20 protein-coding genes and 5 tRNA genes are annotated in these 25,852 nt (G+C 53.6%); 10 read left to right on the top strand and 15 right to left on the bottom strand.

What is annotated here, in order from left to right:
- Positions 1-24 precede the first annotated feature (24 nt).
- Together ACT3IC_RS17470 and drpB are read right to left on the bottom strand one after the other, a co-directional pair.
- Positions 25-720: a phosphohydrolase gene (locus tag ACT3IC_RS17470; protein ID WP_473478372.1), complete on the bottom strand. Its 696-nt coding sequence runs from the start codon at positions 718-720 to the stop codon at positions 25-27.
- Between the two features lie 41 nt (positions 721-761).
- Positions 762-1,034, bottom strand: coding sequence for a cell division protein DrpB (gene drpB / locus ACT3IC_RS17465; protein ID WP_156654838.1), 273 nt, complete (start codon positions 1,032-1,034; stop codon positions 762-764).
- A gap of 639 nt (positions 1,035-1,673) precedes the next feature.
- On the opposite strand from drpB, the gene ACT3IC_RS17460 reads away from it, so the two are divergent.
- From ACT3IC_RS17460 to dcuR, 3 genes are all read left to right on the top strand, one after another.
- The gene (locus ACT3IC_RS17460; protein WP_103180165.1) at positions 1,674-2,747 is read left to right on the top strand and encodes a porin; all 1,074 of its coding nucleotides are present in this window, start codon (positions 1,674-1,676) and stop codon (positions 2,745-2,747) included.
- 134 nt (positions 2,748-2,881) lie between these two features.
- The gene (locus ACT3IC_RS17455; protein ID WP_156654839.1) at positions 2,882-4,495 is read left to right on the top strand and encodes a sensor histidine kinase; all 1,614 of its coding nucleotides are present in this window, start codon (positions 2,882-2,884) and stop codon (positions 4,493-4,495) included.
- Positions 4,492-5,217: a two-component system response regulator DcuR gene (gene dcuR / locus ACT3IC_RS17450; protein WP_473478368.1), complete on the top strand. Its 726-nt coding sequence runs from the start codon at positions 4,492-4,494 to the stop codon at positions 5,215-5,217. The genes ACT3IC_RS17455 and dcuR overlap by 4 nt, the downstream gene beginning before the upstream one ends.
- A gap of 161 nt (positions 5,218-5,378) precedes the next feature.
- On the opposite strand, the gene ACT3IC_RS17445 is transcribed toward dcuR, so the two are convergent.
- Positions 5,379-5,468 (bottom strand) — tRNA-Ser (locus tag ACT3IC_RS17445).
- 92 nt (positions 5,469-5,560) lie between these two features.
- On the opposite strand from ACT3IC_RS17445, the gene mtfA reads away from it, so the two are divergent.
- Positions 5,561-6,358: a DgsA anti-repressor MtfA gene (gene mtfA / locus ACT3IC_RS17440; protein ID WP_103180168.1), complete on the top strand. Its 798-nt coding sequence runs from the start codon at positions 5,561-5,563 to the stop codon at positions 6,356-6,358.
- A 100-nt stretch (positions 6,359-6,458) separates the two neighbouring features.
- Positions 6,459-6,534: transfer RNA gene (locus tag ACT3IC_RS17435), tRNA-Asn, on the top strand.
- Between the two features lie 85 nt (positions 6,535-6,619).
- Here the strand turns inward: ACT3IC_RS17435 and cbl are convergent.
- Positions 6,620-7,570 (bottom strand): HTH-type transcriptional regulator Cbl, encoded by a 951-nt coding sequence (cbl, locus tag ACT3IC_RS17430; protein ID WP_103180169.1) that lies wholly within the window; start codon positions 7,568-7,570, stop codon positions 6,620-6,622.
- A 96-nt stretch (positions 7,571-7,666) separates the two neighbouring features.
- Complete coding sequence (nac, locus tag ACT3IC_RS17425) at positions 7,667-8,584, bottom strand: nitrogen assimilation transcriptional regulator NAC (protein WP_103180170.1); 918 nt, start codon at positions 8,582-8,584, stop codon at positions 7,667-7,669.
- A gap of 319 nt (positions 8,585-8,903) precedes the next feature.
- On the opposite strand from nac, the gene ACT3IC_RS17420 reads away from it, so the two are divergent.
- Positions 8,904-8,979: transfer RNA gene (locus ACT3IC_RS17420), tRNA-Asn, on the top strand.
- A gap of 82 nt (positions 8,980-9,061) precedes the next feature.
- Here ACT3IC_RS17420 and ACT3IC_RS17415 read toward each other — a convergent pair.
- From ACT3IC_RS17415 to ldtA, 5 genes are all read right to left on the bottom strand, one after another.
- Positions 9,062-9,589: a fimbrial protein gene (locus ACT3IC_RS17415; protein WP_158251033.1), complete on the bottom strand. Its 528-nt coding sequence runs from the start codon at positions 9,587-9,589 to the stop codon at positions 9,062-9,064.
- A 39-nt stretch (positions 9,590-9,628) separates the two neighbouring features.
- Positions 9,629-10,585, bottom strand: a complete 957-nt coding sequence (locus tag ACT3IC_RS17410; protein WP_156654840.1) for a fimbrial protein — start codon at positions 10,583-10,585, stop codon at positions 9,629-9,631.
- Positions 10,569-13,028, bottom strand: a complete 2,460-nt coding sequence (locus tag ACT3IC_RS17405; RefSeq protein WP_231736531.1) for a fimbria/pilus outer membrane usher protein — start codon at positions 13,026-13,028, stop codon at positions 10,569-10,571. The genes ACT3IC_RS17410 and ACT3IC_RS17405 overlap by 17 nt, the downstream gene beginning before the upstream one ends.
- A gap of 113 nt (positions 13,029-13,141) precedes the next feature.
- Entirely contained in the window at positions 13,142-13,819 is a 678-nt protein-coding gene (locus ACT3IC_RS17400; protein ID WP_156654841.1) for a fimbrial biogenesis chaperone, read from the bottom strand.
- A 170-nt stretch (positions 13,820-13,989) separates the two neighbouring features.
- Positions 13,990-14,946: a L,D-transpeptidase gene (ldtA, locus tag ACT3IC_RS17395; protein WP_168192058.1), complete on the bottom strand. Its 957-nt coding sequence runs from the start codon at positions 14,944-14,946 to the stop codon at positions 13,990-13,992.
- Positions 14,947-15,180: 234 nt separating this feature from the next.
- Here ldtA and shiA point away from each other — a divergent pair, with 234 nt between their 5' ends.
- The 3 genes from shiA to ACT3IC_RS17380 all read left to right on the top strand — a co-directional run bounded on the left by shiA (position 15,181) and on the right by ACT3IC_RS17380 (position 19,810).
- Positions 15,181-16,491: a shikimate transporter gene (shiA, locus tag ACT3IC_RS17390; protein WP_156654842.1), complete on the top strand. Its 1,311-nt coding sequence runs from the start codon at positions 15,181-15,183 to the stop codon at positions 16,489-16,491.
- 73 nt (positions 16,492-16,564) lie between these two features.
- Positions 16,565-18,019 carry an AMP nucleosidase gene (locus ACT3IC_RS17385; protein ID WP_103180176.1) on the top strand — a complete coding sequence of 485 codons (1,455 nt, stop codon included), beginning with the start codon at positions 16,565-16,567 and terminating at the stop codon, positions 18,017-18,019.
- Positions 18,020-18,037: 18 nt separating this feature from the next.
- Complete coding sequence (locus ACT3IC_RS17380; protein WP_156654844.1) at positions 18,038-19,810, top strand: aminopeptidase P family protein; 1,773 nt, start codon at positions 18,038-18,040, stop codon at positions 19,808-19,810.
- 78 nt (positions 19,811-19,888) lie between these two features.
- Here the strand turns inward: ACT3IC_RS17380 and ACT3IC_RS17375 are convergent, their stop codons facing one another.
- The 4 genes from ACT3IC_RS17375 to ACT3IC_RS17360 form a co-directional block, all read right to left on the bottom strand.
- Entirely contained in the window at positions 19,889-21,757 is a 1,869-nt protein-coding gene (locus ACT3IC_RS17375; protein ID WP_473478360.1) for a sulfatase family protein, read from the bottom strand.
- Positions 21,754-22,920, bottom strand: coding sequence for an anaerobic sulfatase maturase (locus tag ACT3IC_RS17370; protein ID WP_473478357.1), 1,167 nt, complete (start codon positions 22,918-22,920; stop codon positions 21,754-21,756). Before ACT3IC_RS17370 ends, ACT3IC_RS17375 begins: the two co-directional genes overlap by 4 nt.
- Positions 22,921-23,457: 537 nt before the next feature.
- Positions 23,458-23,533 (bottom strand) — tRNA-Asn (locus tag ACT3IC_RS17365).
- An 80-nt stretch (positions 23,534-23,613) separates the two neighbouring features.
- Complete coding sequence (locus tag ACT3IC_RS17360) at positions 23,614-25,089, bottom strand: EmmdR/YeeO family multidrug/toxin efflux MATE transporter (protein ID WP_114314540.1); 1,476 nt, start codon at positions 25,087-25,089, stop codon at positions 23,614-23,616.
- A gap of 193 nt (positions 25,090-25,282) precedes the next feature.
- Between ACT3IC_RS17360 and ACT3IC_RS17355 the strand changes: the two genes are divergently transcribed.
- Positions 25,283-25,358 (top strand) — tRNA-Asn (locus ACT3IC_RS17355).
- A 110-nt stretch (positions 25,359-25,468) separates the two neighbouring features.
- Here the strand turns inward: ACT3IC_RS17355 and ACT3IC_RS17350 are convergent.
- On the bottom strand, positions 25,469-25,804 hold the full coding sequence (locus ACT3IC_RS17350) for a DUF496 family protein (RefSeq protein ID WP_103180181.1): 336 nt from the start codon (positions 25,802-25,804) through the stop codon (positions 25,469-25,471).
- Positions 25,805-25,852 lie beyond the last annotated feature (48 nt).

Below are 25,852 nucleotides of genomic sequence, written 5' to 3'. Positions count from 1 at the left end.
AAAAGAGAGTAACACAGAAAGCCTTTACAGACTTTCCCGGAAACGCTGTAACACCGCACTGTCGGTGCCTTCGTAATCACCGCGTAGTTCGGCACTCAGCCGGGCCATAAACTGGATTAAAAAATCAGCGCTCTGACGCGCCAGCTCACGCCCGGCGGCGGTTTGCATCGTCTGCGGCAGGCGCAGCAATTTGGTCTGAAAATGGTCAAGCGCAAAGGCGCGGTCGTTCAGCTCGCGCTCATCGGCAAAGGGATCTTCCGGGTCGAAAAGCGGCACACCCAGCGCGCCAGAGACGGCAAACACGCGTGCCAGACCAATAGCACCCAGGGCTTCCAGTCTGTCAGCATCCTGCACGATTTTCGCTTCCAGCGTGCGCGGCGGGATCCCGGCACTGAAACTGTGCGCTTCAATCGCATGCTGAACGGCGGGGTAGCGTGGGGGCGGGAAATCAGCAAAGTCCTCGCGCAGGATCGCGATCGTTTTTTCCGCTGCCAGCTGCGACGAGCGGCCTCGCTGCGGATGATTTTTTGGCAGACTGACAATATAGTGAAAATAACAGGCGGCCAGGATCGCCAGCGCATCGACCGGCTGGTCAGCCATCAGGCGTTTAGCGGTGTTCCAGACACGACGGAAATGGGAGATATCATGGGCGGTATCCTCGCTGGCGTAATGCGCCGTCAGCCAGTTTTCAAAGCGTTGCTGCCACTGCACAAGTTCCATAGCGCTTTCCATAAAGTGAAAAGCTGTACAATAGCAACTATTTACCGATCTGACATATCACGCGGCCGGGTATACCAGGCAATGCCGCCGAGGATCGCCCCCACAACACTCAATACCAGAAAGCCGCACAGGGCGCCCAGCCACTTGCCGGCTGTCGAGCCGGGATCGCTTTGAATCAGCGAACCTGATACCGAGCTGACTTTACTGATGACCCATACATAGCGCGCCATCGCCCAGAGAAAGTAGCCGCAAAAGGCGTAAAATACCCACAATGCCAGTTTGCCGCCCAAGCTGCGTTCGTTTTTCTTTGCCATGTTCTCCTCTCAGCGCAGCAGCACCACTACATTCACATCAATAATATAAAATGTGAAATAAATCACATTATTCTATTTAATGCACTCTCCTGAGCAGATTTTATGCTGCCGATTTGCGTTAAGTTGATCTTAAGCAATTTTTAAGCGTGCCTGTTTATTACGCGGCTTCGCTTACGCGCTAATGAGAGGTCAGCAGGAGATCAATTATATTGCGGCATTATTTTGCTCTCAGCATTCCGATAAACCTGTTTTCTAAAGCTTATAATTATGTAATGATAAAGAGGTTATGAGCTTTTTTGTCGTTTCATGATTAAACACCCTTAAATTACCCTTATCTTCGCCCGATAATATTATCGGGCTTTTTTATTACTTTTTCCCGTCCTGAAAACATAAAGCAACCTAATAAATCCAAACCATCAATAACTAACTGATATAAAAATCAATAATCACCGTATATGCTTGTCTTAAACGTATAAAATAAACATATAAAGACACTTATATTAATATTTTGAAATACTCTAAATAATTTTGTTACATTTATTTTTAAACAGAAAAAACCTGCACTGAAATAGTATTACCTCCGTAACCCGGAGGGGCTTACGTATATTCATGAAGAAAATACATACAAAGGAATATATAATGAAAAGAAAAGTTCTGGCAGTTCTTGTCCCTGTTTTATTATGCGCTGGCGCGGCTAATGCGGCGGAGATTTTCAACAAGGACGGCAATAAATTCGATCTGTACGGAAAAATGGTCGGTGAGCGTATCTGGGACAAGACCGATGATAGCAACAGCGAGAATGCCGATACCTCCTATGCCCGTTTCGGTATCAAAGGCGAAACGCAGATCAACGACCAGTTGACCGGTTATGGCCAGTTTGAATACAACCTGAACGCCAGCACTCCGGAAGGCGAGCAGGATGAGAGCACCCGTCTGGCGTTCGCAGGCCTGAAATTCGGTGACTATGGTTCGTTCGACTATGGCCGTAACTACGGCGTGGCGTACGATGCAGGTGCATACACCGATATGCTGGTGGAATGGGGTGGCGACTCCTGGGTTCACACCGATAACTTCATGACTGGCCGCACAACCGGCGTGGCGACCTATCGCAACAGCGACTTCTTTGGTGCCGTTGAGGGTCTGGATTTTGCCCTCCAGTACCAGGGTAAAAACAACGATCGTCAGATGAAAAAAGCCAACGGTGACGGCTACAGCACTTCTCTGGCCTACAACTTTGATGGCTTCGGCTTCGTGGGTGTATACGGTAAGTCTGACCGTACCAACAAGCAGACTGCTGACGGCTACGGCGATACCGCAGAAATCTGGTCACTGGCAGCGAAGTATGATGCCAACAACCTCTATGCTGCGGTGATGTACGGTGAAACCCGTAACATGACCTGGGCGGGAGATGCGGGTTTCGCTAACAAAACCCGCAACGTCGAAGCCGTGGTCCAGTACCAGTTCGATTTCGGCCTGCGTCCTTCTCTGGGCTACGTCTACTCCCAGGGCAAAGACCTGTATGCACGTAACGGTCATGGCGGCGTTGATGCCGATCTGGTGAACTATGTTGAACTGGGTACCTGGTACTACTTCAACAAAAACATGAACGTTTATACCGCCTATAAATTCAACCTGCTGGATGAAGACGAAGCGGGTATTACTGGCGCGCATGCTGATGACCAGTTCGCGATGGGTATCGTTTACCAGTTCTGATTGAGATCGCCAAACGCTCTTAAGCCCGCTGCAAAGCGGGCTTTTTACTTTCTGTCGCCACCAGTTTTACATCGCTTTTACAAATCCCGCCCATCAGCGATAATGCCCCCCTTTCCCTCTTGACCGGAGTTTCAATGCGCGATTTGCCGCCCCTTCCCCCCACGCACAAGCGCCCAATGAAACTGAACACGCTGGTCACGCTGATGGTGTACGGTGTAACGGGCGCAATATTACTGGTGATTTTTGTTCTCTACTTTGCCCAAATCACCCGCGCCACCCGTGATGGTGTGCGGGATACCGCTCTCGCCGTCGCCAGAACCCTGGCCGACAGCCCGGAGGTGATCCGCGGCTTATCCTTCCCGCCGGACAGCAACATTATTCAGCCTGTCGCTATGGCAGTGATGCAGCGTAATAATCTGCTGTTTGCCGTTGTCACCAATATGCAGGGGATCCGCTATTCCCATCCTAACAGCGCCCTGCTCGGCAAAGCTTTTATTGGGGCCGATCTGCGGCCTGCGCTGGAGGATAAAGAGAATGTCGCCATCAATCACGGCGTACTCGACGAGGCGCTGCGCGTGTTCACTCCGGTGTATAACGCGCACCACCAGCAAATTGGTGTCGTTGCCGTGGGGATCTCACTGAATAAAGTAGAGCAGCAGATCGCCCGCAATCGCTGGGACGCCATCTGGCTGGTGCTGTTCAGCGCGCTGCTGGGCGCGCTCGGCGCCTGGGGACTGGTGCGGATGCTGAAGCGCATTCTGTTTGGGCTGGAGCCTTATCAAATCTCAGCCCTGCTCGAACAACGTCAGGCGATGCTGCACTCCCTGCGCGAAGGGGTGATCGCCGTGGATCAGCAGGGGCGTGTAACGATGGTCAACCACGCCGCCCGCCAGATCCTGAATATCAGCGCCAGCAGCAAGGCCCTGCACGAGGAACCGCTGCTGGCGAATCTGCGCGAGGTGCTGCGTAGCGGCATGGCTCGCCAGGACCAGGAGCTCAACTGCCACGGCAGGTTGTTGCTCTGCAATACCTTGCCCGTCAGGAGCGATAATCAGCTGATGGGCGCCATCACGACGTTTCGTGATAAGACGGAGATTAGCCAGCTCCTGCAACGGCTGGACGGTATGGTGAACTATCTGGATGCGCTGCGCAGCCACTCCCATGAGTTTATGAACAAGCTGCATGTGATACTTGGGCTGCTGCATATGAAGCACTATGCCAGACTGGAAGAGTATGTTCTGTCGACCGCCAACGCCTGGCAGACCGATGTCGGCACGCTACAGCGCAACATCAAATCGCCGGTGGTCGCAGGATTTCTGCTGGGTAAAATCAATCGCGCCAGAGAGACAGGGTTTCGCCTGACGCTCTCCGATGCCAGTCAGGTGCCGGATAATCCCAATGCGCAGCAGGTCGCCGGGCTGATTACCGTGCTGGGTAATCTGATTGAAAATGCGCTTGATGCTATGACTGGGCAGCCCGAGGGCGAAATCGGTCTGCTGCTGCACTATCAGCAGGGCTGGCTTAGCGCCGAGGTGAGCGACGATGGTCCGGGCATCGCCCCGGAACATCTGCACGCCATTTTTAGCAAAGGGTTTTCTACCAAAGGGGAGAACCGGGGGGTGGGATTATACCTGGCCCGTCAGCAGATCGAGGATCTGGGCGGAGAGATCGTCGTTGAATCGGAACCGGGCGTGTTTACCCAGTTTTTTGTGCAACTCCCCTGGGAGAGTGAAAGGAATAGCGCGTGATACATGTTTTAATTGTTGATGACGATGCCATGGTGGCCGATCTTAACCGCCAGTACGTCAATCGGGTTGAGGGTTTTTGCTGCTGCGGCGTAGCCACTTCCCTGGCAGAAGCCGGGGCCATACTTCACTCCCCTGCCCGGCAGGTTGACCTGATCCTGCTGGATGTCTATATGCAGCGCGATAATGGCCTGAGCCTGCTGCCGGTTATCCGGGCATCCGGGCGCAAAACAGACGTCATTATGATTACCTCGGCCTCTGATGGTGCCACTATTCAGGTCGCCATGCACTATGGTGTGGTGGACTATCTGATCAAACCGTTTCAGTTCCCGCGTTTCGAAGAGGCACTAAAGGGCTGGCGCGAAAAAAAGCAGCTGATGGAAGCGCATCAGTATTATGACCAGGCTGATGTTGACCGGCTTCTGCGTGGCGGTGCGCCGGCGCTGGCAGACAGCCGCCGTCTGCCAAAAGGGTTAACCCCGCAGACGCTGCGAACGCTATGCCTGTGGATTGATGCGCATCCGGAAACGGAGTTCTCCACCGACGAACTGGCTGGCGCAGTTAATATCTCGCGGGTATACTGCCGCAAATACCTGATTTGGCTGGCGCAGGTCAACATTTTGCACACCAGCATTCACTACGGCGCGACCGGCCGACCGGTCTATCGCTATCGCCTGCGGCCCGAGCAGATTGCCCTGCTCAGACAGTATTGCCACCAGGAGTAATGAATGCACTTCAACCTCTTCCGATAAACATCCTGATTTAGCTCACATATATTGTCTTGAGGCAGTAAAGGGCTATTACTCCACATAAGTGGAATGATAAGGTAGCCAGCGTAAAAGATCTCTGACGAGAAAACGTGCGGAAAGGGTGACGGAAGAGAGCGTGGCGGAGAGAGGGGGATTTGAACCCCCGGTAGAGTTGCCCCTACTCCGGTTTTCGAGACCGGTCCGTTCAGCCGCTCCGGCATCTCTCCGTTTTGATGTTGCCATCATGCCGGGTAATTTGGCATTTTAACAGACCATAACCGTTCAATTTTGTTCAAGTGACGAGTTTGCGAGCAAAGCGATGATTAAGTGGCCCTGGAAATCGAATGAATCCGCCCGAAGCGCGGCGCTGCCGTGGGAAGAGGCCCTGGCGATCCCCGTCCTGTCCACCTTATCGGATGAGGATAAATCGCGTCTGGTACAGCTTGCCATACGGTTCTTACAGCAAAAACGCCTGGTTCCATTGCAGGGTTTTGAGCTCGACGATCGCAAAAGCACCCGCATAGCGCTGCTCTTTTGCCTGCCGGTACTGCAGCTGGGGATCGAGTGGCTGGACGGTTTTCATGAAGTTCTTATCTATCCGGCACCTTTTGTAGTGGATGACGAATGGGAGGATGAGATCGGGCTGGTGCACAATCAGCGGATGGTGCAGTCCGGTCAGAGCTGGCAGCAAGGGCCGATTATCCTCAACTGGCTGGATATTCAGGACTCGTTCGATGCGTCAGGTTTCAACCTCATCATTCACGAAGTGGCCCACAAACTGGATACCCGTAACGGCGATCGCGCCAGCGGCGTTCCCTTTATTCCCCTGCGTGAAGTGGCAGGCTGGGAACACGATCTGCACGCCGCCATGAACAATATTCAGGATGAGATCGATCTGGTGGGCGAAAGCGCGGCCAGTATCGACGCCTATGCTGCCACCGATCCCGCCGAGTGCTTTGCGGTATTGTCGGAATATTTCTTCAGTGCACCCGAACTTTTCGCTCCGCGCTTCCCGGCCCTGTGGCAGCGTTTTTGCCACTTTTACCAGCAGGACCCGCTACAGCGTTTACGTGAAAATGAAGGACCTGGCGAAGATTCCGCCGCGCAAGTACACTAAAACAGCAGCCTGTGTCATAATTAATCAATTGAATCAGTGTGTTGAATTTAGTGTTGACACAAAATGGCAAGGCCATTAATATGCGCCTCGTTCACACGATTCCTCTGTAGTTCAGTCGGTAGAACGGCGGACTGTTAATCCGTATGTCACTGGTTCGAGTCCAGTCAGAGGAGCCAAATTTAAGAAGCCCGCTTAAGGAAACTTAAGCGGGCTTTTTGCTATTTCTCACCGTTAAAACCCCGCATCGCGGGGTTAATCTGGCTATATCTGGTAGTCAATCGCCACCTCTTCCGGCTCCATAACCTGACGCTTGATCTCCTCTACCGACAGTCCGGCGTTGCAGAGTTCGATAAAGCGCCAGACATAGTTGCGCTGCAACTGCCCTCGCTTAAGGCCGAGCCACACGGTGTTGGCATCGAAAAGATGACGGGTATCAAGACGCACCAGGCTCCCCTGCTCGTGCTCGCCGCCGGACTGTTCCGCCACCAGCCCGATACCCAGCCCGAGCTCGACGTAGGTTTTAATCACGTCGGAGTCCTGGGCGCTGAGCACCACATCCGGCGTCAGCCCTTTGCGGTTGAAGGCCTCATCAATGCGTGACCGCCCGGTGATACCTTGCCGATAGGTGATTAAGGGCCATTTTGCGATAGCCTCGAGCGTCAACGGAGAGACCTGCGTCAGCGGATGGTCTGGGGGCAGCAGCAGGCTGTGATGCCAGCGAAACCACGGGAACGCCGCCAGCAGCGGATCGTTGCTTAAGCGCTCGCTGGCAATGCCAATATCCGCCCCACCGTTTTGCAACAGCATCTCTATCTCCTGGGGCGTACCCTGGATGAGCTCCAGGCGCACATCCGGGAACAGCTCCCGAAAGGCCTTGATCACCGGGGGCAGGCTGTAGCGGGCCTGAGTATGGGTGGTCGCGATAGTTAACACGCCGGTGGCGTCGTTGGTAAAGAGATCTGCCAGACGGCGCACGTTGCTGGCTTCATTGAGAATACGTTCGGCGATGGTCAACAGTGCTTTGCCGGGCTCGGTCATTCCCAGCAGACGTTTGCCGCGACGAATGAAGATCTCAATGCCCAGCTCCTCTTCCAGCTCGCGGATATGGCGACTGACGCCCGACTGAGAGGTATAGAGCATGTTGGCGACCTCGGTCAGGTTGTAATCCCGACGGGCCGCCTCACGGATAATTTTAAGCTGCTGGAAATTCACGGTTCACTCCGGCGAAACTGACATGACGCTATTGTTAAAGTGCGTCCGCCGTGTAAACAAATAATAAAAATCCGCAACTTATGCTTTTATGGAATATTAGCTGACCAGCTGCAGCTCGCGGTTCTCCAGCGACGGGCGGCTCACCAGCGACATCAGGATCTCTTTCACCGCCTGCGCCTGCGGTGACAGCGAGCCGCGGGCCGAGACGTTAAGCGATAACGGCAGGCTCATGGACGGCGAGCTAATTCTCGCCATCCAGCCGTTAGCGGCACTGGAGAGCGATCGCGCAGCCGATTCAGGCAGCACCGTCACCCCCATTCCGCTGGCAATGGCAGCGGTCAGGGTAGAGATGGAGTCGATCTCGCCAATGATTTTCGCCGTCAGACGGCGCAGCGAGAAGGCTTCATCGACGCGCAAACGCACGGCGCTATAATCACGCGGTAAGAACAGATTCATCTCGGCCACCGCCGTTAAATCGACGCTCTGACCCGGGCAATCCCGCGTCCCTACCAGATAGAGATCTTCTTTTAGTACTGGCTGGCTGGTGATCCCCGCCACGGGGGAGCGATCGTAAAGCACCGCCATATCCAGCTGTCCGCTGAGTAATTTGTCGTTCAGCGCCGCGCCGCTGTTTTCATGCAGGTAGACCAGTACCTCCGGCAGCTCTGCGCGCACCGCCTGCAATAACGGCATAGTCACAGACGAGGCCGCCGTACCCGGTGCCAGGCCAATCGAAACCTGGCCGGTCAGCGTCTGCCCGACATTGCCCACCGCCAGCTGCGCCTGTTCACACTGGCGCAAAATAGTGCGTGCATGGGTATAAAGGATCTTGCCTGCTTCGGTCGGGGTCACGCCGCGTTTCGTGCGGATCAAGAGTTGCTGATCGAGTTCACCTTCCAGAGTGGCCACCTGCTGGCTCAGTGCCGGCTGCGCGATATGTAACACTTCAGCGGCCTGGGTCAGGCTGCCGATATCGACGATTTTTACGAAGTATTTCAGTCGTCTTAAGTTCATGTTGCCCCCTGTACGAAATGCGTTGCCGGTTCCGGCGCGAATGTACAGAGGGTTTTGCAAGATGCTTGCCAGTTTTTAAAAGAGGTCCGATATGTCCGCTAAGCGGCTGAAAATAAGGAAATCCAATCACTGTCGTCGCATTTTAAAGTGAAACAGCGGTTTATGATCTGCCCCATTCGGGGTATATCCGCACCAAAAACGTGCAATCCGCTGGGGAAAGCATCACTTTGCTGATTTTGTCAGCAAACGCGTCAAACAGAGGAGATCACCCTTTGACAACGGCGACCCACGTCGATAATATGCGCCCCGTTCACACGATTCCTCTGTAGTTCAGTCGGTAGAACGGCGGACTGTTAATCCGTATGTCACTGGTTCGAGTCCAGTCAGAGGAGCCAAATTTAAGAAGCCTGCTTAAGGAAACTTATGCGGGCTTTTTGTTTTTGTGCACGGGTGCCGACAGCGTCGGCACCACCGGGTTTACTGGTATTCGAAAGAGGCCACGATGGCTGAAGAAACGTCCCCTGGCATAACGGTTCCCGCTTTCGAATAAACGCGCGCCTGAAGTTTGAAAGTGGTACTCCCCCCTTCCACAGCACCGATTAATGAGCTGTTATTGCTCAAAATGGTTCCCGTGGTTTGCTGAGATAACTCAACGGCAGTATTGGCTGCAGGTTGCGCCGCGTTGTTTGCCCATCGCGTGGCATCTGTCTGGTCAGGGGTACCCGTAAAAGTCACTTTTACATTAGTGGTGCTGGCCGGGCAGTCGGTCACAGGTAAATCAAACATGGTTATGGGTGACCCCGAACCTGCCGCCTCTAAGGACGTGGCCGCGATGGATTGTCCCAGGTCCACGTTCAATGTACTGGAGCCACCATTAAGTGTTTTACAGGGAGTAGCAATCACTTTTCCTGTGACATTGATACCCACCGTATCTGCCGCGTAAATATTGCCAGCAAAAAGAACAGCGGAAATGGATGCGGTCAAATAGCATAAACATTTTTTCATTTTAGCCCACCTTGGCATGATATTAAGATATGACAAACGTCATTGATATGTCAGTGTCAGCGTAGCAGTTGAATTCGCTTCACCGACAGTGACATGATTTTTTGTCTGATAATAACGGGCAGTAACAGGAAATAACTCTTTCCCGCCGCTGGATGTTTTTAACGCCAGCCTGCTGTTAATAATAAGAGGTTTACCATCATATAATAACTGCACCCCAACGCCTTGCGCGGTATTAGCGCCACCTTGATTATTTAATGCCATTACACTGGGATCGCTGACATCCGGGTTTTGCTGTCCGTTCAACGTGACATAGATATTGGCAGCTCGATCGCAATCCAGGCCAAGATTCTGCGTGCTGGTTTTTCCAGGGGTAAAGCCTGGCGTTGTGCCAAAATCCGCTTTTGAAACATTGCCTATCGGAAACGTTAAATTAGGTGTAGTGATCGAACAGGCCACCTGGGTAATGCCTCCCCCGTTCAAATGAACAATAACGGGTGTGATTCCTGATACCGACCAGGTGCCAAGTTGTCCGATAGTGAATGCACCGGACTGAATAACGCCCGTTTTATACAATGTATAGCTAATCGGGGGGAGGTTCACTGAACCTGAAACTGTATTATCGGTGGAGGGCGGGTTGTCCAGATATGCCCACGAAAAGTTTACTTCAATAGCCACACCGGGAATATTGGTCGCATAGGCATGGGTAATCGATGTCGCTACGCCACCCAGATAAGTCATTTTATAATAGTTAGTATTTGTGTCACCCTTGCATTCCAGCAGTTTCTGGCCTACTCCGGTCGAACTTGAATAGATTACGGAGCCAACGGGTACATCTCTTTGCACTATCACGTTATTGGGCGAAAAGCTCAGGATTTGTTGTCCCTGGCCCTCAGCAAATACACAATCGGCAAACACATCAAAGCTGGAAAACCAGCATACCATTATGAGTAATACGCCAGGGATCTTAGCGCCCATAATTTTATTTGCATATTTCATTGCTTAATACCACTCCGGAATTAATTGCAGATTCATGAAGCACATAATTAACGCGGCATTGTTCATCCGCTGCCTGGCCCCAGCGTGCAATGAGCTCTCCGCTGTTTTCGAGTCCGGTGAGGTAAACCTGGCCCTGATCCCCAACAATAAATCCGCGAGAATTTTTGTCTCGGGCAAGGGTCACCGTAGTTCCGAAGGGAACGGGCAGCCCATTTCCCCGTGTCAGGGTCATTAATACACGGATCCCCACGTTAGCGATATATTTCGCGCTGACCACCGCACCGCGAGTAGGAATAACGGTCTGAGTCGTTAATTGCAGTTCAACATCATCAGGTAGCGTTTCCGTCTCCAGGCTCAGGCTATTTTTGCGATATGGCGAGACATTGCTGGCGACAGTATAACCGCGAAAATCCGTTCTCACGCCGGTCTGGCCAGAGACGCCCACGCCCGACGCGCCCGGGGCTTTAATCAACGCGATGGTTTCGCCAAAAGGCTGAGCCAGCGTCATCCCGTTGGCATGAACCAAAATCCCCCCATTCAGGCCGTAGTTGACGCGCTGCATATTTTCGTCAGTGCTATAACCGCCGGTCACTTCGCCGTAGGTTCCGTGATAGTCAGCGCTAAGATTACCGGTACGACCTGCTGCGTTGTTGCTATACCCTCGCTGCATACTCCAGTCCAGGGCGTTTTCTTCCAGCGCCGTGCCACTCAGACTCACCGTCTGGGTTGTGTTTCCTTTTTTACTGGTATTCAGACTGTAGCTGGCCCAGGTATGACTCAGGAAACGATCCAACGGAATGCTGATATTTAATGCCAGGATCCGATCTTTATCGTACGTTTTCCCCCCGCCGCTGCCCGCTGCGCTCGCATTATTGCTGTAGCTATAACTCAGCCCCCAGGTAATGCCGTTCCATGCGTTGTTATAGCTGACGCTGTATGAGCTCATCGTCTTGTCAGCATTCCAGTAATCCTCACGGATTGCGCTGCCGGTGAGGGAGCCGAAGGCGGGCCCCAGCGTCTGACTTAACGTCATTTCAGCACGGTTACGCCGACGATCCTGCAACGAATCACTCTCGCCGTCGGCATCCAGCACCTCCTGCATTGCGTAATAGCCTGCCGTAGAGTAGCGATAGCTGGTCGCCGAAAAATTGGTTCCGGTATCGGTGAAATTTTTACTGAAGCGTACGCGCCAGGCTTGCCCGCTTGATTTGCTCATCGAGGCAGGGTTCGACCACGCCTGGGTGACATCCACTGACAAGGCGCCAATCGTTCCCATATTTTTACCGATGCCAAGGGCCCAGGCGTGATATGGGCGAGATACCTGTATGCCGCCATAGAGTGTTAAGCCCTGAGGCAGACCATAAATGGCGGTGCCCTGCATCAGCGGACGCTTTTCAACCTCGCTGTCACTGGGACGATACTGACCGCCCGTCAGGCTGTACTTCAACCGCCCCTCTCGCTGCAGAACAGGCACAGAGGCATAGGGCACCACAAAATCATGTTCGCTGCCGTCCGCTTCTTTAACGGAAACCGTTAAATCACCGGCGCCACCGGTGGGATACATATCGGTAATTTCAAATGCGCCCGGGGCAACATAACTCTGATAAATGATGTAGCCATCCTGGCGGATAACTACCTGGGCATTCGTGCGCGCAATGCCGCGAACCACGGGCGCGTACCCTTTCTGACTGTCCGGCAGCATCTCATCATCAGAGGCCAGCTGACCGCCGCGAAAAGGGATACTGTCGAAAACGTCGGAAGGCGATGAACTGTCGCCGAGCGTCAGCTGGCTTTTCAGGGGGATAATGTTGCGCTGGGCATAGGTGTAAACCGAATCCCACTGCGCTTTGCCGTCGTTATCCCGGCGCCAGGTTGTATAATTTCGCAGACGCCAGGGCCCCATATTGATACCCGGGCGCAGGTTGGCATACTCGCTATGGCTGTTATTCGTCGTGCTGTTTCTGCCCCAGGTATTATCGCCGCTGAGACTGTAATTCAGCAGCAAGGCGTTAATCCCCTCGTCCCACATTTCCGGCGCAACATAGCCGCGCGCCTGGGAAGTGAGTGCGGCCTGCGGAAAACTCAACAACAGTTTTTGCGCACCAAAGATAAAGTCGGCAGACGCCTGAGGAATGGCGGCGAGTTCTACGCATTCGCTTTCGGTATCGAGCCCGGGGAAGCGATCGGTTTTGACGCCATAACTTTGTAGCAAACCTGGCGACAGGCAAGGCTGCAGACGATTATCACCCCGGGTCGTGGCAACCGATCTGAATGCAATTTCGCGTGTATCCACCGTCTGACCGTTAACAACCACCTCAACGCGATATTTCCCTGGCACCTGCGCACCACGCGCAAAGGATGAGAGATCAACGCCTTTCATGGAGGGATTATCGACTTCCAGCAGTGCCGGATTAAAATACTCCTCTGCACAGGCGCTCTGCATCACACCGGGTAAAGCCAGTATAATTAATAAGGCGAGCCGGGTCGGTGGAAACCAGCAACATAATATCGTGCGCATAATGAGTTTTTATTAACCATCCCTTGGTTATCAACGCCTTAAATAGCGGCATGATGTGTCGCTCCGACACCACCATAGTCATTAATCAATTTAAATGTGACAGGCCCGGAACTGACCCCTGCCGGAAGTAAAAACGACGCCGATGCGCCTGGTGCGACAAAAGTCGGTTCAGGCACGTTTTTTCCCGCAACGGTAATTTCATTAAAATTCATATAATAATTACCCGGATTACGCACCGAAACGTGATTCGCAGAAATTTTCCAAATCAATTTTTCAGCAAAATCCTCAGGCACCTTTCCTTTTAATGACGAAGGGCGATAAATTAATTTGATGCGTGTTTTTACTGCAATCTGAAGCGAGTTCGCTTTTTTTTCCGCCGCAGGAATGGCCTTGATATTTAACCAGTACATCGATTCTTTATTGTCCGGTAAATTCCCGGCGCGGACGATCCTCATCACATTCTCCTGACCGCGATCCAGTCGGTACAGAGGAGGCGTAATAATAAAGGGGATCCTTCCGGTGCTATTATCCTGATTATCAAACCATGACTGAATAAGGTAAGGCACGGTATCGGGATTGGAAACGCTAATGGCTGCTTCCTTTTTTCCGCCGTCGTAAATCACTCGCGTTCCGCCTATATTAACGCCCGCATAGGCTGACGATGCGCCAGAGAGTGCCAGCAAAACGGTAAAAAGGATATTTCTGAAACGTTTCATAAAATCTGGGTTTTAAATAAGCTGGTAAATATTTCACCAGAGTATTTATCTTTTCATTTAAGCCAACAATGAAAACCCAGCGTAATTTTACTCTGACAGACGCTTTACCTGCATTAAAGTAAAAGCCCGCTTAAGGAGACTTAAGCGGGCTTTTATTCTTACGGCCAGGCTTACTGGCTGGACGTCATGACCAGCGGCGTGCTCTGTGCGCCGATACCGACATTCACCGGCATCCCCGACCGGCGCTCCAGCGCCCCGCTAGCCTTCACGGCATCCACATCCGCGCCGTTGAGCTGGGCGCGTAACCCTGCGGTCATCGGTAGCGGCACCTTATTTGTCGATTCAAACTCCGCACGATTACGGGACAGCGGCTCATGCACTTCGACCCAACGACTGCCGTCCGGCTCGGTGGTGACTTTAATCGGCTGATCGATAAGCTGCACGCGCGTCCCGACCGGAACATTATCGAAGAGGTATTTGATATCGTCGTTGCGCAGACGAATGCAGCCCTGGCTCACGCGCAGCCCGATCCCAAAGTTTGAATTGGTGCCATGAATTGCGTAAAGCCTGCCGATATAGAGCGCATACAGCCCCATCGGGTTGTCCGGCCCCGCAGGTACAAACGCGGGCAGAGTCTTGCCCTCTTTGGCGTAAGCCCGACGGGTGTTTGGGGTTGGCGTCCAGGTGGGCCCGTCCTGCTTGCGCTCGACGGCGGTTACCCAGTTACGCGGCGTCTCGCGCCCGGCTTCACCGATACCGATGGGGAAGATCTCAACGGTGCTACCCCCTGGCGGGTAATAATAGAGGCGCATCTCCGCCACGTTGACCACAATCCCCTCACGCACGGTTGCGGGGAGGATGAGCTGTTGCGGCACTACCAGCTGTGTACCGGGTTGAGGCAAAAACGGATCAACGCCCGGGTTCGCCTCCAGCATATTACTGAGCCCCTGCCCGTACTGGGCCGCAAACGCCTCCAGCGGCAGTTTGTTGTCCTGCGGAACGGTGATCACCTGCGAGGCTCCCACCAGACGACTCCCTTCAGGCGGCAACGGATAACTCACCGCCAGCGCATGCTGACTGACCAATAAAGCAGCGATAAAGCCCAACTTCATTATACGACGCATTATTCCCTTCCTCTGTCGCTCCGCGTATCTGACAAGCATAGCCCTGTTGCTGTGTTTATCGCCAGTTAACAAACCATCATTTCAATGAATATCACCCGTTTACCTCACGCGGGGATAAAATCGTTTTCACCCGTCCGCTGTCGCGGTAGTCTCATACCCGTCGCCGTTTCAGGGCGACCGCAACGTGAGCGATATTCTTTCTAATACCTATAAAAAATAACGTCAGACAGGATCACTATGGATACCACCCTCGCCTCCTCGTCCCCCGACGGGGCTATACCATCGCTGCATCGCGCGCGCCGCGCGGCCCTCGGCAGTTTTGCCGGTGCGGTAGTCGACTGGTACGATTTTTTGCTCTACGGCATTACCGCCGCGCTGGTTTTTAACCGTGAGTTTTTCCCGCAGATCGATCCGGCGATGGGCACCCTCGCCGCCTTTGCCACCTTTGGCGTCGGTTTTTTGTTCCGCCCGCTGGGCGGGGTGATTTTCGGCCATTTCGGCGACAAGCTGGGCCGCAAGCGAATGCTGATGCTGACGGTCTGGATGATGGGCATCGCCACAGCGCTGATTGGTCTCCTCCCCTCTTTTGCCGTTATTGGCTGGTGGGCACCGGTTCTGCTGGTGACCCTGCGGGCCGTGCAGGGTTTTGCCGTCGGCGGCGAATGGGGTGGCGCCGCGCTGCTGTCCGTTGAAAGCGCCCCGGCACGGAAAAAAGCCTTCTATAGCAGCGGCGTACAGGTGGGCTATGGCGTAGGTCTGTTGCTTTCTACCGGGCTGGTGTCGCTGATCAGCACGCTGACCACCGATAAACAGTTCCTGAGCTGGGGCTGGCGCATCCCGTTCCTTTTCAGCATTGTGCTGGTGCTGGGGGCACTGTGGGTGCGTAACAGGATGGATGAGTCTGCCGAGTTCGAGCAGCAGCGGCAACAACCCGCAGAGAAGCGTCGCCTGCCGGTGATGGACGCGCTGATCCGTCATCCGGCCGCGTTTTTGAAAATTATCGCCCTGCGCCTGTGCGAGCTGCTGACCATGTATATCGTCACGGCTTTTGCGCTGAGCTACTCCACCCAGAATCTCGGCCTGCCCCGGGAGCTGTTTTTGAATATCGGCCTGCTGGTGGGGGGCATCAGTTGTCTCACTATTCCCTGTTTTGCCTGGCTGGCGGACCGGTTTGGCCGCCGTCGGGTCTATATCACCGGGGCGTTAACGGGCGCATTGAGTACCTTCCCGTTCTTTATGGCCCTCGAAGCCCAGTCCGTTATCTGGATTGTGGTGTTTGCCATTTTGCTGGCGAATATCGCCCATGACATGGTGGTGTGTGTCCAGCAGCCGATGTTCACTGAGATGTTTGGCGCAAGTTACCGCTACAGTGGCGCCGGGGTTGGCTATCAGGTGGCGAGCGTAGTAGGCGGCGGTTTTACGCCGTTTATTGCCGCCGCGCTGGTGACCTTCTCCGGCGGTGACTGGCACAGCGTGGCGATCTACCTGCTGGCCGGGTGCCTGCTCTCCGCCGCCACCTGCCTGGTGATGAAACCGGCCGCTACCTGATCTCACTTTTGTTTCACATACAGGTGACATACTATCGGGTAACGCCGTACACCTGTGGAACAAGGAGACAGAGATGAATAATAAGGACTCCAGCCTGACCCCGGCTCAGGCACTGGACATGCTGGATGCGCTGTACGATCAGGCGGTTAACGCCCTGCGCAGCGCCATCGGCGACTATATCAAAGACGGAACGCTCCCCGATGCCGAGGCCAGAATGAATGGCCTCTTTGTTTATCCGTCACTCTCCGTGACCTGGGATGGCAGCGCCACCAATACGCCGAAGACCCGCGCCTATGCGCGATTCACCCACGCTGGCTGCTACTCCACCACGGTCACCCGTCCGACGCTGTTCCGCCCTTACCTGGAGGAGCAACTGACGCTGCTGTATCAGGATTACGGTGCCCATATCACCGTGGAGCCCTCGCGCCATGAGATCCCCTACCCGTACGTTATCGATGGCTCAGAGCTGACCCTGGACCGCTCCATGAGCGCGGGCTTAACGCGCCATTTCCCGACCACTGAGCTTTCGCAGATCGGCGATGAGACCGCAGACGGGATCTACCATCCGGCGGAGTTTTCCCCGCTGTCGCACTTTGATGCCCGCCGGGTCGATTTTTCGCTGGCGCGCCTGCGACACTACACTGGCACCCCCGCCGAACACTTTCAGCCATTTGTGCTGTTCACCAACTACACCCGTTACGTGGATGAGTTTGTCCGCTGGGGCTGTAGCCAGATCCTCGATCCCAACAGCCCCTATATTGCTCTCTCCTGCGCGGGCGGGATCTGGATCACCGCCGAAACCGAAGCGCCGGAGCAGGCCATTTCTGACCTGGCGTGGAAAAAACACCAGATGCCCGCCTGGCACCTGGTCACCGCCGACGGTCAGGGCATCACCCTGATTAACATTGGCGTGGGCCCGTCGAACGCCAAAACCATCTGCGACCACCTCGCCGTGCTACGCCCGGACGTCTGGCTGATGATTGGTCACTGCGGCGGCCTGCGTGAGAGCCAGTTGATTGGCGATTACGTGCTCGCCCACGCCTATCTGCGTGACGACCATGTGCTGGATGCGGTGTTGCCGCCGGACATTCCGATCCCAAGCATCGCCGAAGTGCAGCGGGCGCTGTACGACGCCACCAAAGAGGTGAGCGGCATGCCGGGAGAAGAAGTTAAGCAACGGTTGCGCACCGGCACGGTTGTTACCACTGACGACCGTAACTGGGAGCTGCGCTACTCGGCCTCGGCGCTGCGCTTTAACCTGAGCCGCGCGGTGGCGATTGATATGGAGAGCGCCACCATCGCCGCTCAGGGTTACCGCTTCCGCGTACCCTACGGCACTCTGCTCTGCGTCTCCGACAAGCCGCTGCACGGGGAAATTAAACTTCCCGGCCAGGCAAACCGTTTTTACGAGGGGGCGATCTCCGAGCATCTGCAGATTGGCATTCGCGCTATCGATCTGCTGCGCGCCGAAGGGGATAAATTGCACTCGCGTAAACTGCGTACCTTTAACGAGCCGCCGTTCCGCTGATCATAAAAAAGGAAAGTTATGCAAACCACCTCACCCCTATCCACCCTGCGCCAGTGGCTGGAGACCCAGGCGCTGGATGGCATTATCGTCCCCCGCGCCGATGCCTTTCAGAGCGAATATTGCCACCCTCATGACGATATTCTCGCCTGGCTGACCGGCTTTGACGGCTCGGCGGGACACGCCCTGATCCTGCGCGATCGCGCCCTGCTGTTTGTTGATGGACGCTATCAGGTTCAGGCCCGGGAACAGGTTAATCTGGCCGAGATTGAGATCCTGCATCTGCACAACGATCCGCTGGCAGACTGGTTACAGCAGAACATGAAGCCCGGGGCGCGTATCGCCTTTGAAGCGATGCTGATGACCCATACCCAGTATGAAGCACTCAATGCCAGTCACTGTGAGCTTGTCGCCCTGAATGCATCGCCGTTTGATACCCTCTGGCAGGATCGTCCGGCCCCGCCTGCGGGTGCCATCCGCGAAATGCCGGTGGAGATCAGCGGTGAAAGCAGTACCGACAAGCGCCAGCGCGTTGCTGCCATTCTGGCAGAACAGCACGCCGATTATCTGGCCATCACCCAGCCGGATAACATCGCCTGGCTGTTGAACGTACGCGGCAGCGATATTCCGACGAGCCCGGTACCGAACTCGTTTGCCCTGCTGAGCCGCGACGGCGCGGTGACGTGGTTTGTCACGCCTGAAAAAACCCGCGCGCTTCCGCCCGCGCTGCTGGAGAGCCTGACGCTGGCGCCTGAATCCGATTTTCTGTCGCAAAGCCAGCAGCTGTGCGCCGGTAAGCGCGTGATGGTGGATGCTGATTCCGCCCCTGTCGCCCTGCGCTTTGCCGTAGAGCCGCAGGGGGAGATTCTCTGGCACGCTGACCCGATCACCGCGATAAAAGCGTACAAAAACCCGATTGAGCTGGCGGGCTACCGCGACAGCCACCATCAGGATGGCGTGGCATGGGTCAATTTCCTGGCCTGGCTGGCGCACGAGGTGCCGCGTCGCGAAGCCTCTGGTCAACCCATTACCGAGCTGGAAGCCCAGGCGCAGCAGCTTCTCTTCCGTCAGCAGCGACCGGGCTTTATCGAGCAGAGTTTTGCCACTATCTCCGCCTCTGGCAGCAATGCGGCGATGTGCCATTACCACGCCAGCGAGCAGACTAATGCGGCTATCACCCGCAATCATTTTTACCTCAATGATTCCGGCGGGCAGTATCACAACGGCACGACCGACGCCACGCGCACGCTGGCTTTCGGGCCGCTGAGCGACCAGTGCCGTCTGCATTACACCGCCGTGCTAAAAGGCTTTCTCTCGCTTATTTCCCTGCAATTCCCGTCCGGAACCTGCGGGCATCAGATCGATGCGTTCGCGCGGCGTGAGCTGTGGGGGCTGGGGCTCGATTTTGATCACGGCACCGGACACGGCGTGGGTCATCAGCTGCTGATCCATGAAAATCCGCAGCGTATCGCGAAGAAGGTTAACCCCTGGCCACTGGTGGCGGGAAATATCATCACCATCGAGCCGGGCTATTACCTGGCCGATGCATATGGCATTCGCATTGAAAATCAGGTAGAGGTGGTGGAGAGCGTACCGGGCTTCTGCCGCTTTGCGTCGCTGACGCTGGTCCCCATCGACCTGAGTCAGGTGGATCTGCATCTGCTGAGCGAAAAAGAGATTAAATGGCTGGATGATTATCATCACCAGGTGCGTGAGGCACTCTCGCCGCACGTTAACAGTGAGGCGCGCCCATGGCTGATCGCGGCCACGGCGCCTGTTCGCGTACACGGTTAAAGCACAAAGACCAGAAACGGTAACCTTCGGGTTACCGTTTTCGGTTTACCGACCCATTTTCAGGGAAGCGGAAAGATGTTAATCACGCATATATTGGTACATTTCTGAAGCCGTCAGATTCCAGTGGCTTCCATCAAATAGTGGCATATAGCTGCCATCATCCACACCGAGTTCATCCGCGATCAGCTGATTTAATTTGTCGTTCATTTTTATGATCAGATCGCGATAGCGTTCCGGCTCTGTAGCCAGATTATGGTTTTCATCGGGATCGTTGACGATATCGAAGAGTTCAACATCGTTATTATCCAGCAATGCTTCCAGTGTCACTGGAGTATTATGCTGTTTCAGGGAGAAGTAGCGAGCAAATTTATACTGACCATCATTAATCATTCGGATAGCGGAGCGGTGCTTAAAATCAGGCGCTATTTTAGATATCTCTTTTTTGAACTCCTCATGGGGAAGCTTTTGGGCTGCAAGCGCTCTGAATTGTGCAGTATATTTCGCATCCATATATAAGATCATCCCATAGCAATAAAGTGAGCCAGAGCGAAGGGTATGTACACCTGCTCTTTCTGGCTGACTAAGCAGTACGCTCATATCGCGGCCTTTCCTGCCAGCCAGAACTTTACTGCGTTTTTCTATATCACATCCGGTCAGACCCACCAGCGTCGGCACTAAATCCAGATGGTTGGTTAAACTATTACAACGTTTGTTTCCCGGATAAGCGGGGTGGCGGATAATCATCGGGGTGTGAATCTGCTCTTTGTAAACTGATGAACCTTTGCCATGCATCTGATGTGCCCCGCCTAATTCCCCATGGTCTGCGGTAAAAACGATGATGGTCTTATCGGTCAGGAGCAGATTATCCAGTTCGTTGAGAATAGCCTCAAGATGCCGGTCATTGTCGCGAATACAGTTGAAATAATAATCCAGCAATTTGCGCCAGCGGCGATCTTCGTCTGGAAACTGCCCCTCCATGACGGCCCGGGCATTCTGATACTCTTTATGTGCGGCAGGTCTTCCGGGTTCGTCAAATGCCTGGTGGCGGTTGGCCGGAAGAGGATAATCAGGCCAGCTCTGCTGATAAATTTTATTATGCGGCGGCTGTGTCGGGAGCAATGTATGATTTTCTTTATCCATTGGGCCTTTCCATTGCACTTTTTCACCCGCTTCATCAGTATCGATAAACATCACATCATGTGGATTAACCAGATTAACGGCGGCAAACCAGGGTTTGTTCTCATCATTCAGCGGGCGCCCGGTATTACGTAACCAGCTTATCGTTTGCCCTGTGGTCACCGAGTCAAAGAAATAGCCGCCTTTACTTTTACCAATAAGATCGCCAATACCGTGATAGTCAGAAAAACCATACTCTTCCATAATCTGGTTCAGGCGAGGCGTTGGGATTTCTGCAATATCAATATCTTCTACCGATTTCCCAGCAACAGGCTGATCGATTTCCCGTGTTAAGTGCCATTTTCCTTTGTAAGCGGAGTAGTAGCCCAGTTCACGCATCATATGACCGACGGTGCGGAGCTCAGGATCAAGATCGTAATTCATCCATGGAAAGCCAAGGTTATCAAACATGCGGGTTTGCGGCATATGTAACCCGGTATACATCACTGACCGTGAAGGTGTACAAACGTTGGCCGTATTCTGGTGATTGGTAAAAGTCACCCCTGTTTTCATCAACCGCTCACGTCCAGGCACAGGAAAGGGATAACGATCGAAAAAACGTTCCTGATCGCAGGTTATCAATAAAATGTTATAGCCTTCAGGGAGGGTTTCCGGAATTTTACCTGTAAACGGCCTATCCCAGGCAGGTTTAGTTTCAGCACAGCTCTGCGCTGCATTTCCGGTTTCTGGCAACAGACTGGCAACAACGGCAATCCCCAGGCCTTTTAATAAATCACGACGATTTTCATTTATTATATTCTTTTCTTTCATTCTCCAGACTCCGTTAATTTTACTACCTGCGCCCGGATTTCCGGGGCAATTTTCATCACCAATGCGGGCGGCTGGTGATTTAATAGAAGCGTTCTCATGACGTTCATATAGGGTGTGATATGGCGGAAAAAAGCTAAATAGCCTTCGCAGAGGTAATTCTGTGCCTCGTTGCCCTCGGCGATAATACGGTGTTTAGGGCATCCGCCATGGCAGGCAAAGCGCCAGTGACAGTTCATACAGCGTGAGGAAAGCCGGGCCTTTTCTTGCCCAAACTGCCGTTGAAACGGCGAACTGGCCAGAACGGCCATTGAGTCCTGTTTAAGATTGCCCAGCTTATATTCCGGTGAGACAAAGTGATCGCAGCTGTAGACATCGCCATTTTTTTCAACCAGTAAGCTCTGTCCGCAGGTCGGTTGCATTGTACAAAGTGTTGCGGGCTGCCCTGTCCATACGCCAAGCAGGTTGTCAAAAAACTGGATAAACACCTCTCCGACATCCTGTTCCAGCCATTCATTGAAAATAGCGCACAAAAATTCCCCCCAGCCCTCTGGCGTCACTGACCAGGGAAACGCAGGTTCAACGAGAGGAATGAACTGAATATGGCGGAGGTCCAGTTTCCGGGTCAGACAACGGTAGAGGGTCTGTCCCTGAGTCTCAGACTGATGGCTGACCACCACCATGGCGTTAACCGGGACATCGTGCTGCTGAAGGCAGCGAATTGCCTGTACGACTTTTTTCCAGGAGGGCTTTCCCGCACGCGTTTTACGCCATGCGTCGTGAAGTGAAGCGGGCCCATCAATTGATAACCCCACCAGAAAATCGTTCTCTTTCAGAAAACGGGCCCACTTATCATCAAGCAGAATGCCGTTGGTTTGCAGGCTGTTGTGAATGGTTTTGTTACCACGGTAACGCTGTTGCAGCGCAACCACCTGTTCAAAGAACGCCAGCCCACATAATGTGGGTTCACCACCTTGCCAACAAAACTCCACGCTCATAGAGGGTGTCGACGCAATGGTATTCTGGATATAGGCTCCCAGCGTTTCGTCATCCATTACGGTACAGGCAGGACGGGACACATTATTTTTAAGATAGAAACAATAATCACATGCCAGATTACAAAGATTGCCCCCTGGTTTGGCGACGGTGTTAAAATTATTACTCATTACTGCTTATGCTCGTTGGTATTAATTGCAGTGATGATAAAATCATTTGTATTAATAAGATCGTTGCCATTGTTACTAATAGTTCTGTAATTATATTATTCTTGTTTTATCTTTATTTATGTCAGCTACAAAAGCGAAGATGTTATTATCCGTTATAATTGGTGTAATTTAATAACGCCTTAATCATCTGGAAATAGAAATTTCTGGGTCGTGATGACTGTTTCTTTAAGGTGATCTATCAGGAAGCTATAAAAGCTTTCGAGGATTAAGCATTCGAAGAAAATATCAGTAAGGGTTGGAACTGACTGCGCGGGTGCTTGCCGGATGTGAAGGATTTATCTACGAGGCTGAGCTTGCGAATAGCGGTATCAGTGAAGGAGACCATGGGGGATCAGAAACGGCCAACGGAGCGTGAAGTTCCCGACCAGGCCGCAAAAGCGACAGAGATCAAAAAACCCGGCCATCTTACTCAGATGGCCGGGTTAATCTGGCTTTAAAGCATCCTAAGAGTCACTGCGCTCTCTTAAGATTAAAATTTGGCTCCTCTGACTGGACTCGAACCAGTGACATACGGATTAACAGTCCGCCGTTCTACCGACTGAACTACAGAGGAATCGTGTGAACGGGGCGAATATTAACGATGCCACCTGGCGTTGTCAAAGGCAGAATGCAGATTTTGCATCGTTTGCCGATTTATTCCCCACTTTGCGCATTCACTATCCGTTCTGCGGGGATCGCCGCCACATTTTCACGCACAGGCCGCGGATATTTCCATAACCAGCGCCCGCTGACCATTCGCCAGTAGAACAGCGCGCCGCGAACCGTCCAGTCGAGGAACATCCCCAGCCAGACACCCACCACCCCCATACCCAGCATGATCCCCAGGGTGTAACCTGCTACTACGCGGCAGCCCCACATCCCGAGCATCGAAACCCACATGGCAAAACGGGCGTCCCGCGCCCCTTTAAGCCCGGCAGGCAGCACCCACGACGCCGCCCAGATGGGCATAAAGGCGGCATTCAGCCAGATTAAGATAACCACCACGTCTTTTACATCCTGCTCATGGGTGTAGAACGACGCCATCAGGCTGGCAAACGGCGCGGTGCCCCAGGCAATGGCCGTGAGCCCGATTGTCGAAAGCCAGAAGACATGGCGCAGCTGGCGCTCCGCCTGGCCTATCTGCCCTTTCCCGAGCCGTTTACCGGTAATGATAGTGGAGGCGGAACCCAGCGCGTTACCCGGCAGGTTGATCAACGCGGCAATGGAGAAGGCGATAAAGTTACCGGCAATCACGTCAGTACCCATTCCCGCCACGAACATCTGGGTCAACAGCTTGCCGCCGTTGAACAGCACCGACTCAATGCTGGCGGGGACGCCGATCCCCATCACTTCCCAGATAATGGCGAAGTTGAGCGGCTTGAAATAACTTTTGAGGCTGATGCGCAGTGACGGGTTAAAACCAACCGCCAGCACCACAATAATGGCGATGGCGCCAATGTAGCGGGAGATAGTCAGACCCAGACCGGCCCCGATAAAACCGAGCCCGTCCCAGGAAAAAAGCCCGTAAATCAGCACGCTACTGATTAGAATGTTGAGGATGTTCATCCCACCGTTTATCAACAGCGGAATTTTGGTGTTCCCTGCCCCACGCAGCGCCCCGCTGCCAATCAGCGCAATCGCCGCGGCCGGATAGCTGAGCACCGTCATTTCGAGATACGACAGCGCCAGAGCTTTTACTTCTCCGGTCGCTTCCCCAGCCACCACATCGATAATCTCTTCGCCAAAATAGTGGATCACCGCCGCCAGTACAATGGAGAACAGCGTCATGATCACCAGCGATTGCCTCGCAGCAGCCCTGGCCCGGCGCGGATCGCGCTTGCCCAGGCTAAAGGCCACCACCACCGTGGTACCGAGGTCTATCGCCGCGAAGAAGGAGATAATGACCATATTGAAGCTGTCGGCCAGCCCGACACCCGCCATCGCCTCTTTACCGAGCCAGCTGACCAGGAAAGTGCTAAGCACACCCATCAGCAGTACACAGGTATTTTCCAGAAAGATAGGCACGGCAAGGGGGGTGATTTCGCGCCAGAAGAGAACTTTGTAGCTCTTGCGTTTGCTATACCAGCGCGTGCGCATCACGGCCTGGCGTAAAGCGGAGGTGACGTTCAAAGTGGACCTTAAAGAGAAAGTTGAAACTACATTTCAAATAATGAGGGAGAAATGCAGATCCTGCAAAGTATTTCCCACAAAAATATGTAGGGAATTACGACAAACTGGTGACAGAATCGGCAGTTGGTCGAATCGGACTAAGATCAGGTTTGACAAAAGTTTTTTCGCCGCTAAGATAACGCTCCACAACGATTCCTCTGTAGTTCAGTCGGTAGAACGGCGGACTGTTAATCCGTATGTCACTGGTTCGAGTCCAGTCAGAGGAGCCACATTTAAAAAGCCTGCTTTCGAGCAGGCTTTTTGCTTTTCTGATGACGGTAGACCGGCGCCCAAAAAAAAGCCCCCCGACAGGTCGGAGGGCTTTGCTTTTTGGCGGTGATTACTCGCCTTTGGCTTCCGCGTGCTTCATCTCGCCCATAACTTTCAGTTTCTTGGAGATCTCGCGACGCTCTTTAGAGATCTCGGCGTTTTTGATGATGTAGTCGTCTACGCGGTCTTCGTAGTCGCTTTTCATGCTGGCAATGATGCCCTGGATTGCTTCAACGCTCATGCCTGGCTTGATGTAATCGCTCAGGTTGTCCAGCAGCAGAACACGCTTCTGGTTGTCACGGATCTTCTTCTCAACGTCCTGGATTTCACGTTGCAGTTTGTTCTTGCGGCGGAACAGGCGGACGAACTCCAGAACATCCTGGAACGAAGGCTTAGTTGTTTCCATTTTTACACCCCTGATAATGTGAGATTCGGATTCGTTTAAACAACCGCG

Source organism: Leclercia sp. GHBNCSD, assembly GCF_055805075.1.
The sequence above is the reverse complement of the archived record's forward strand: the minus strand, read 5'-3'. Positions and strand labels throughout refer to the sequence as shown.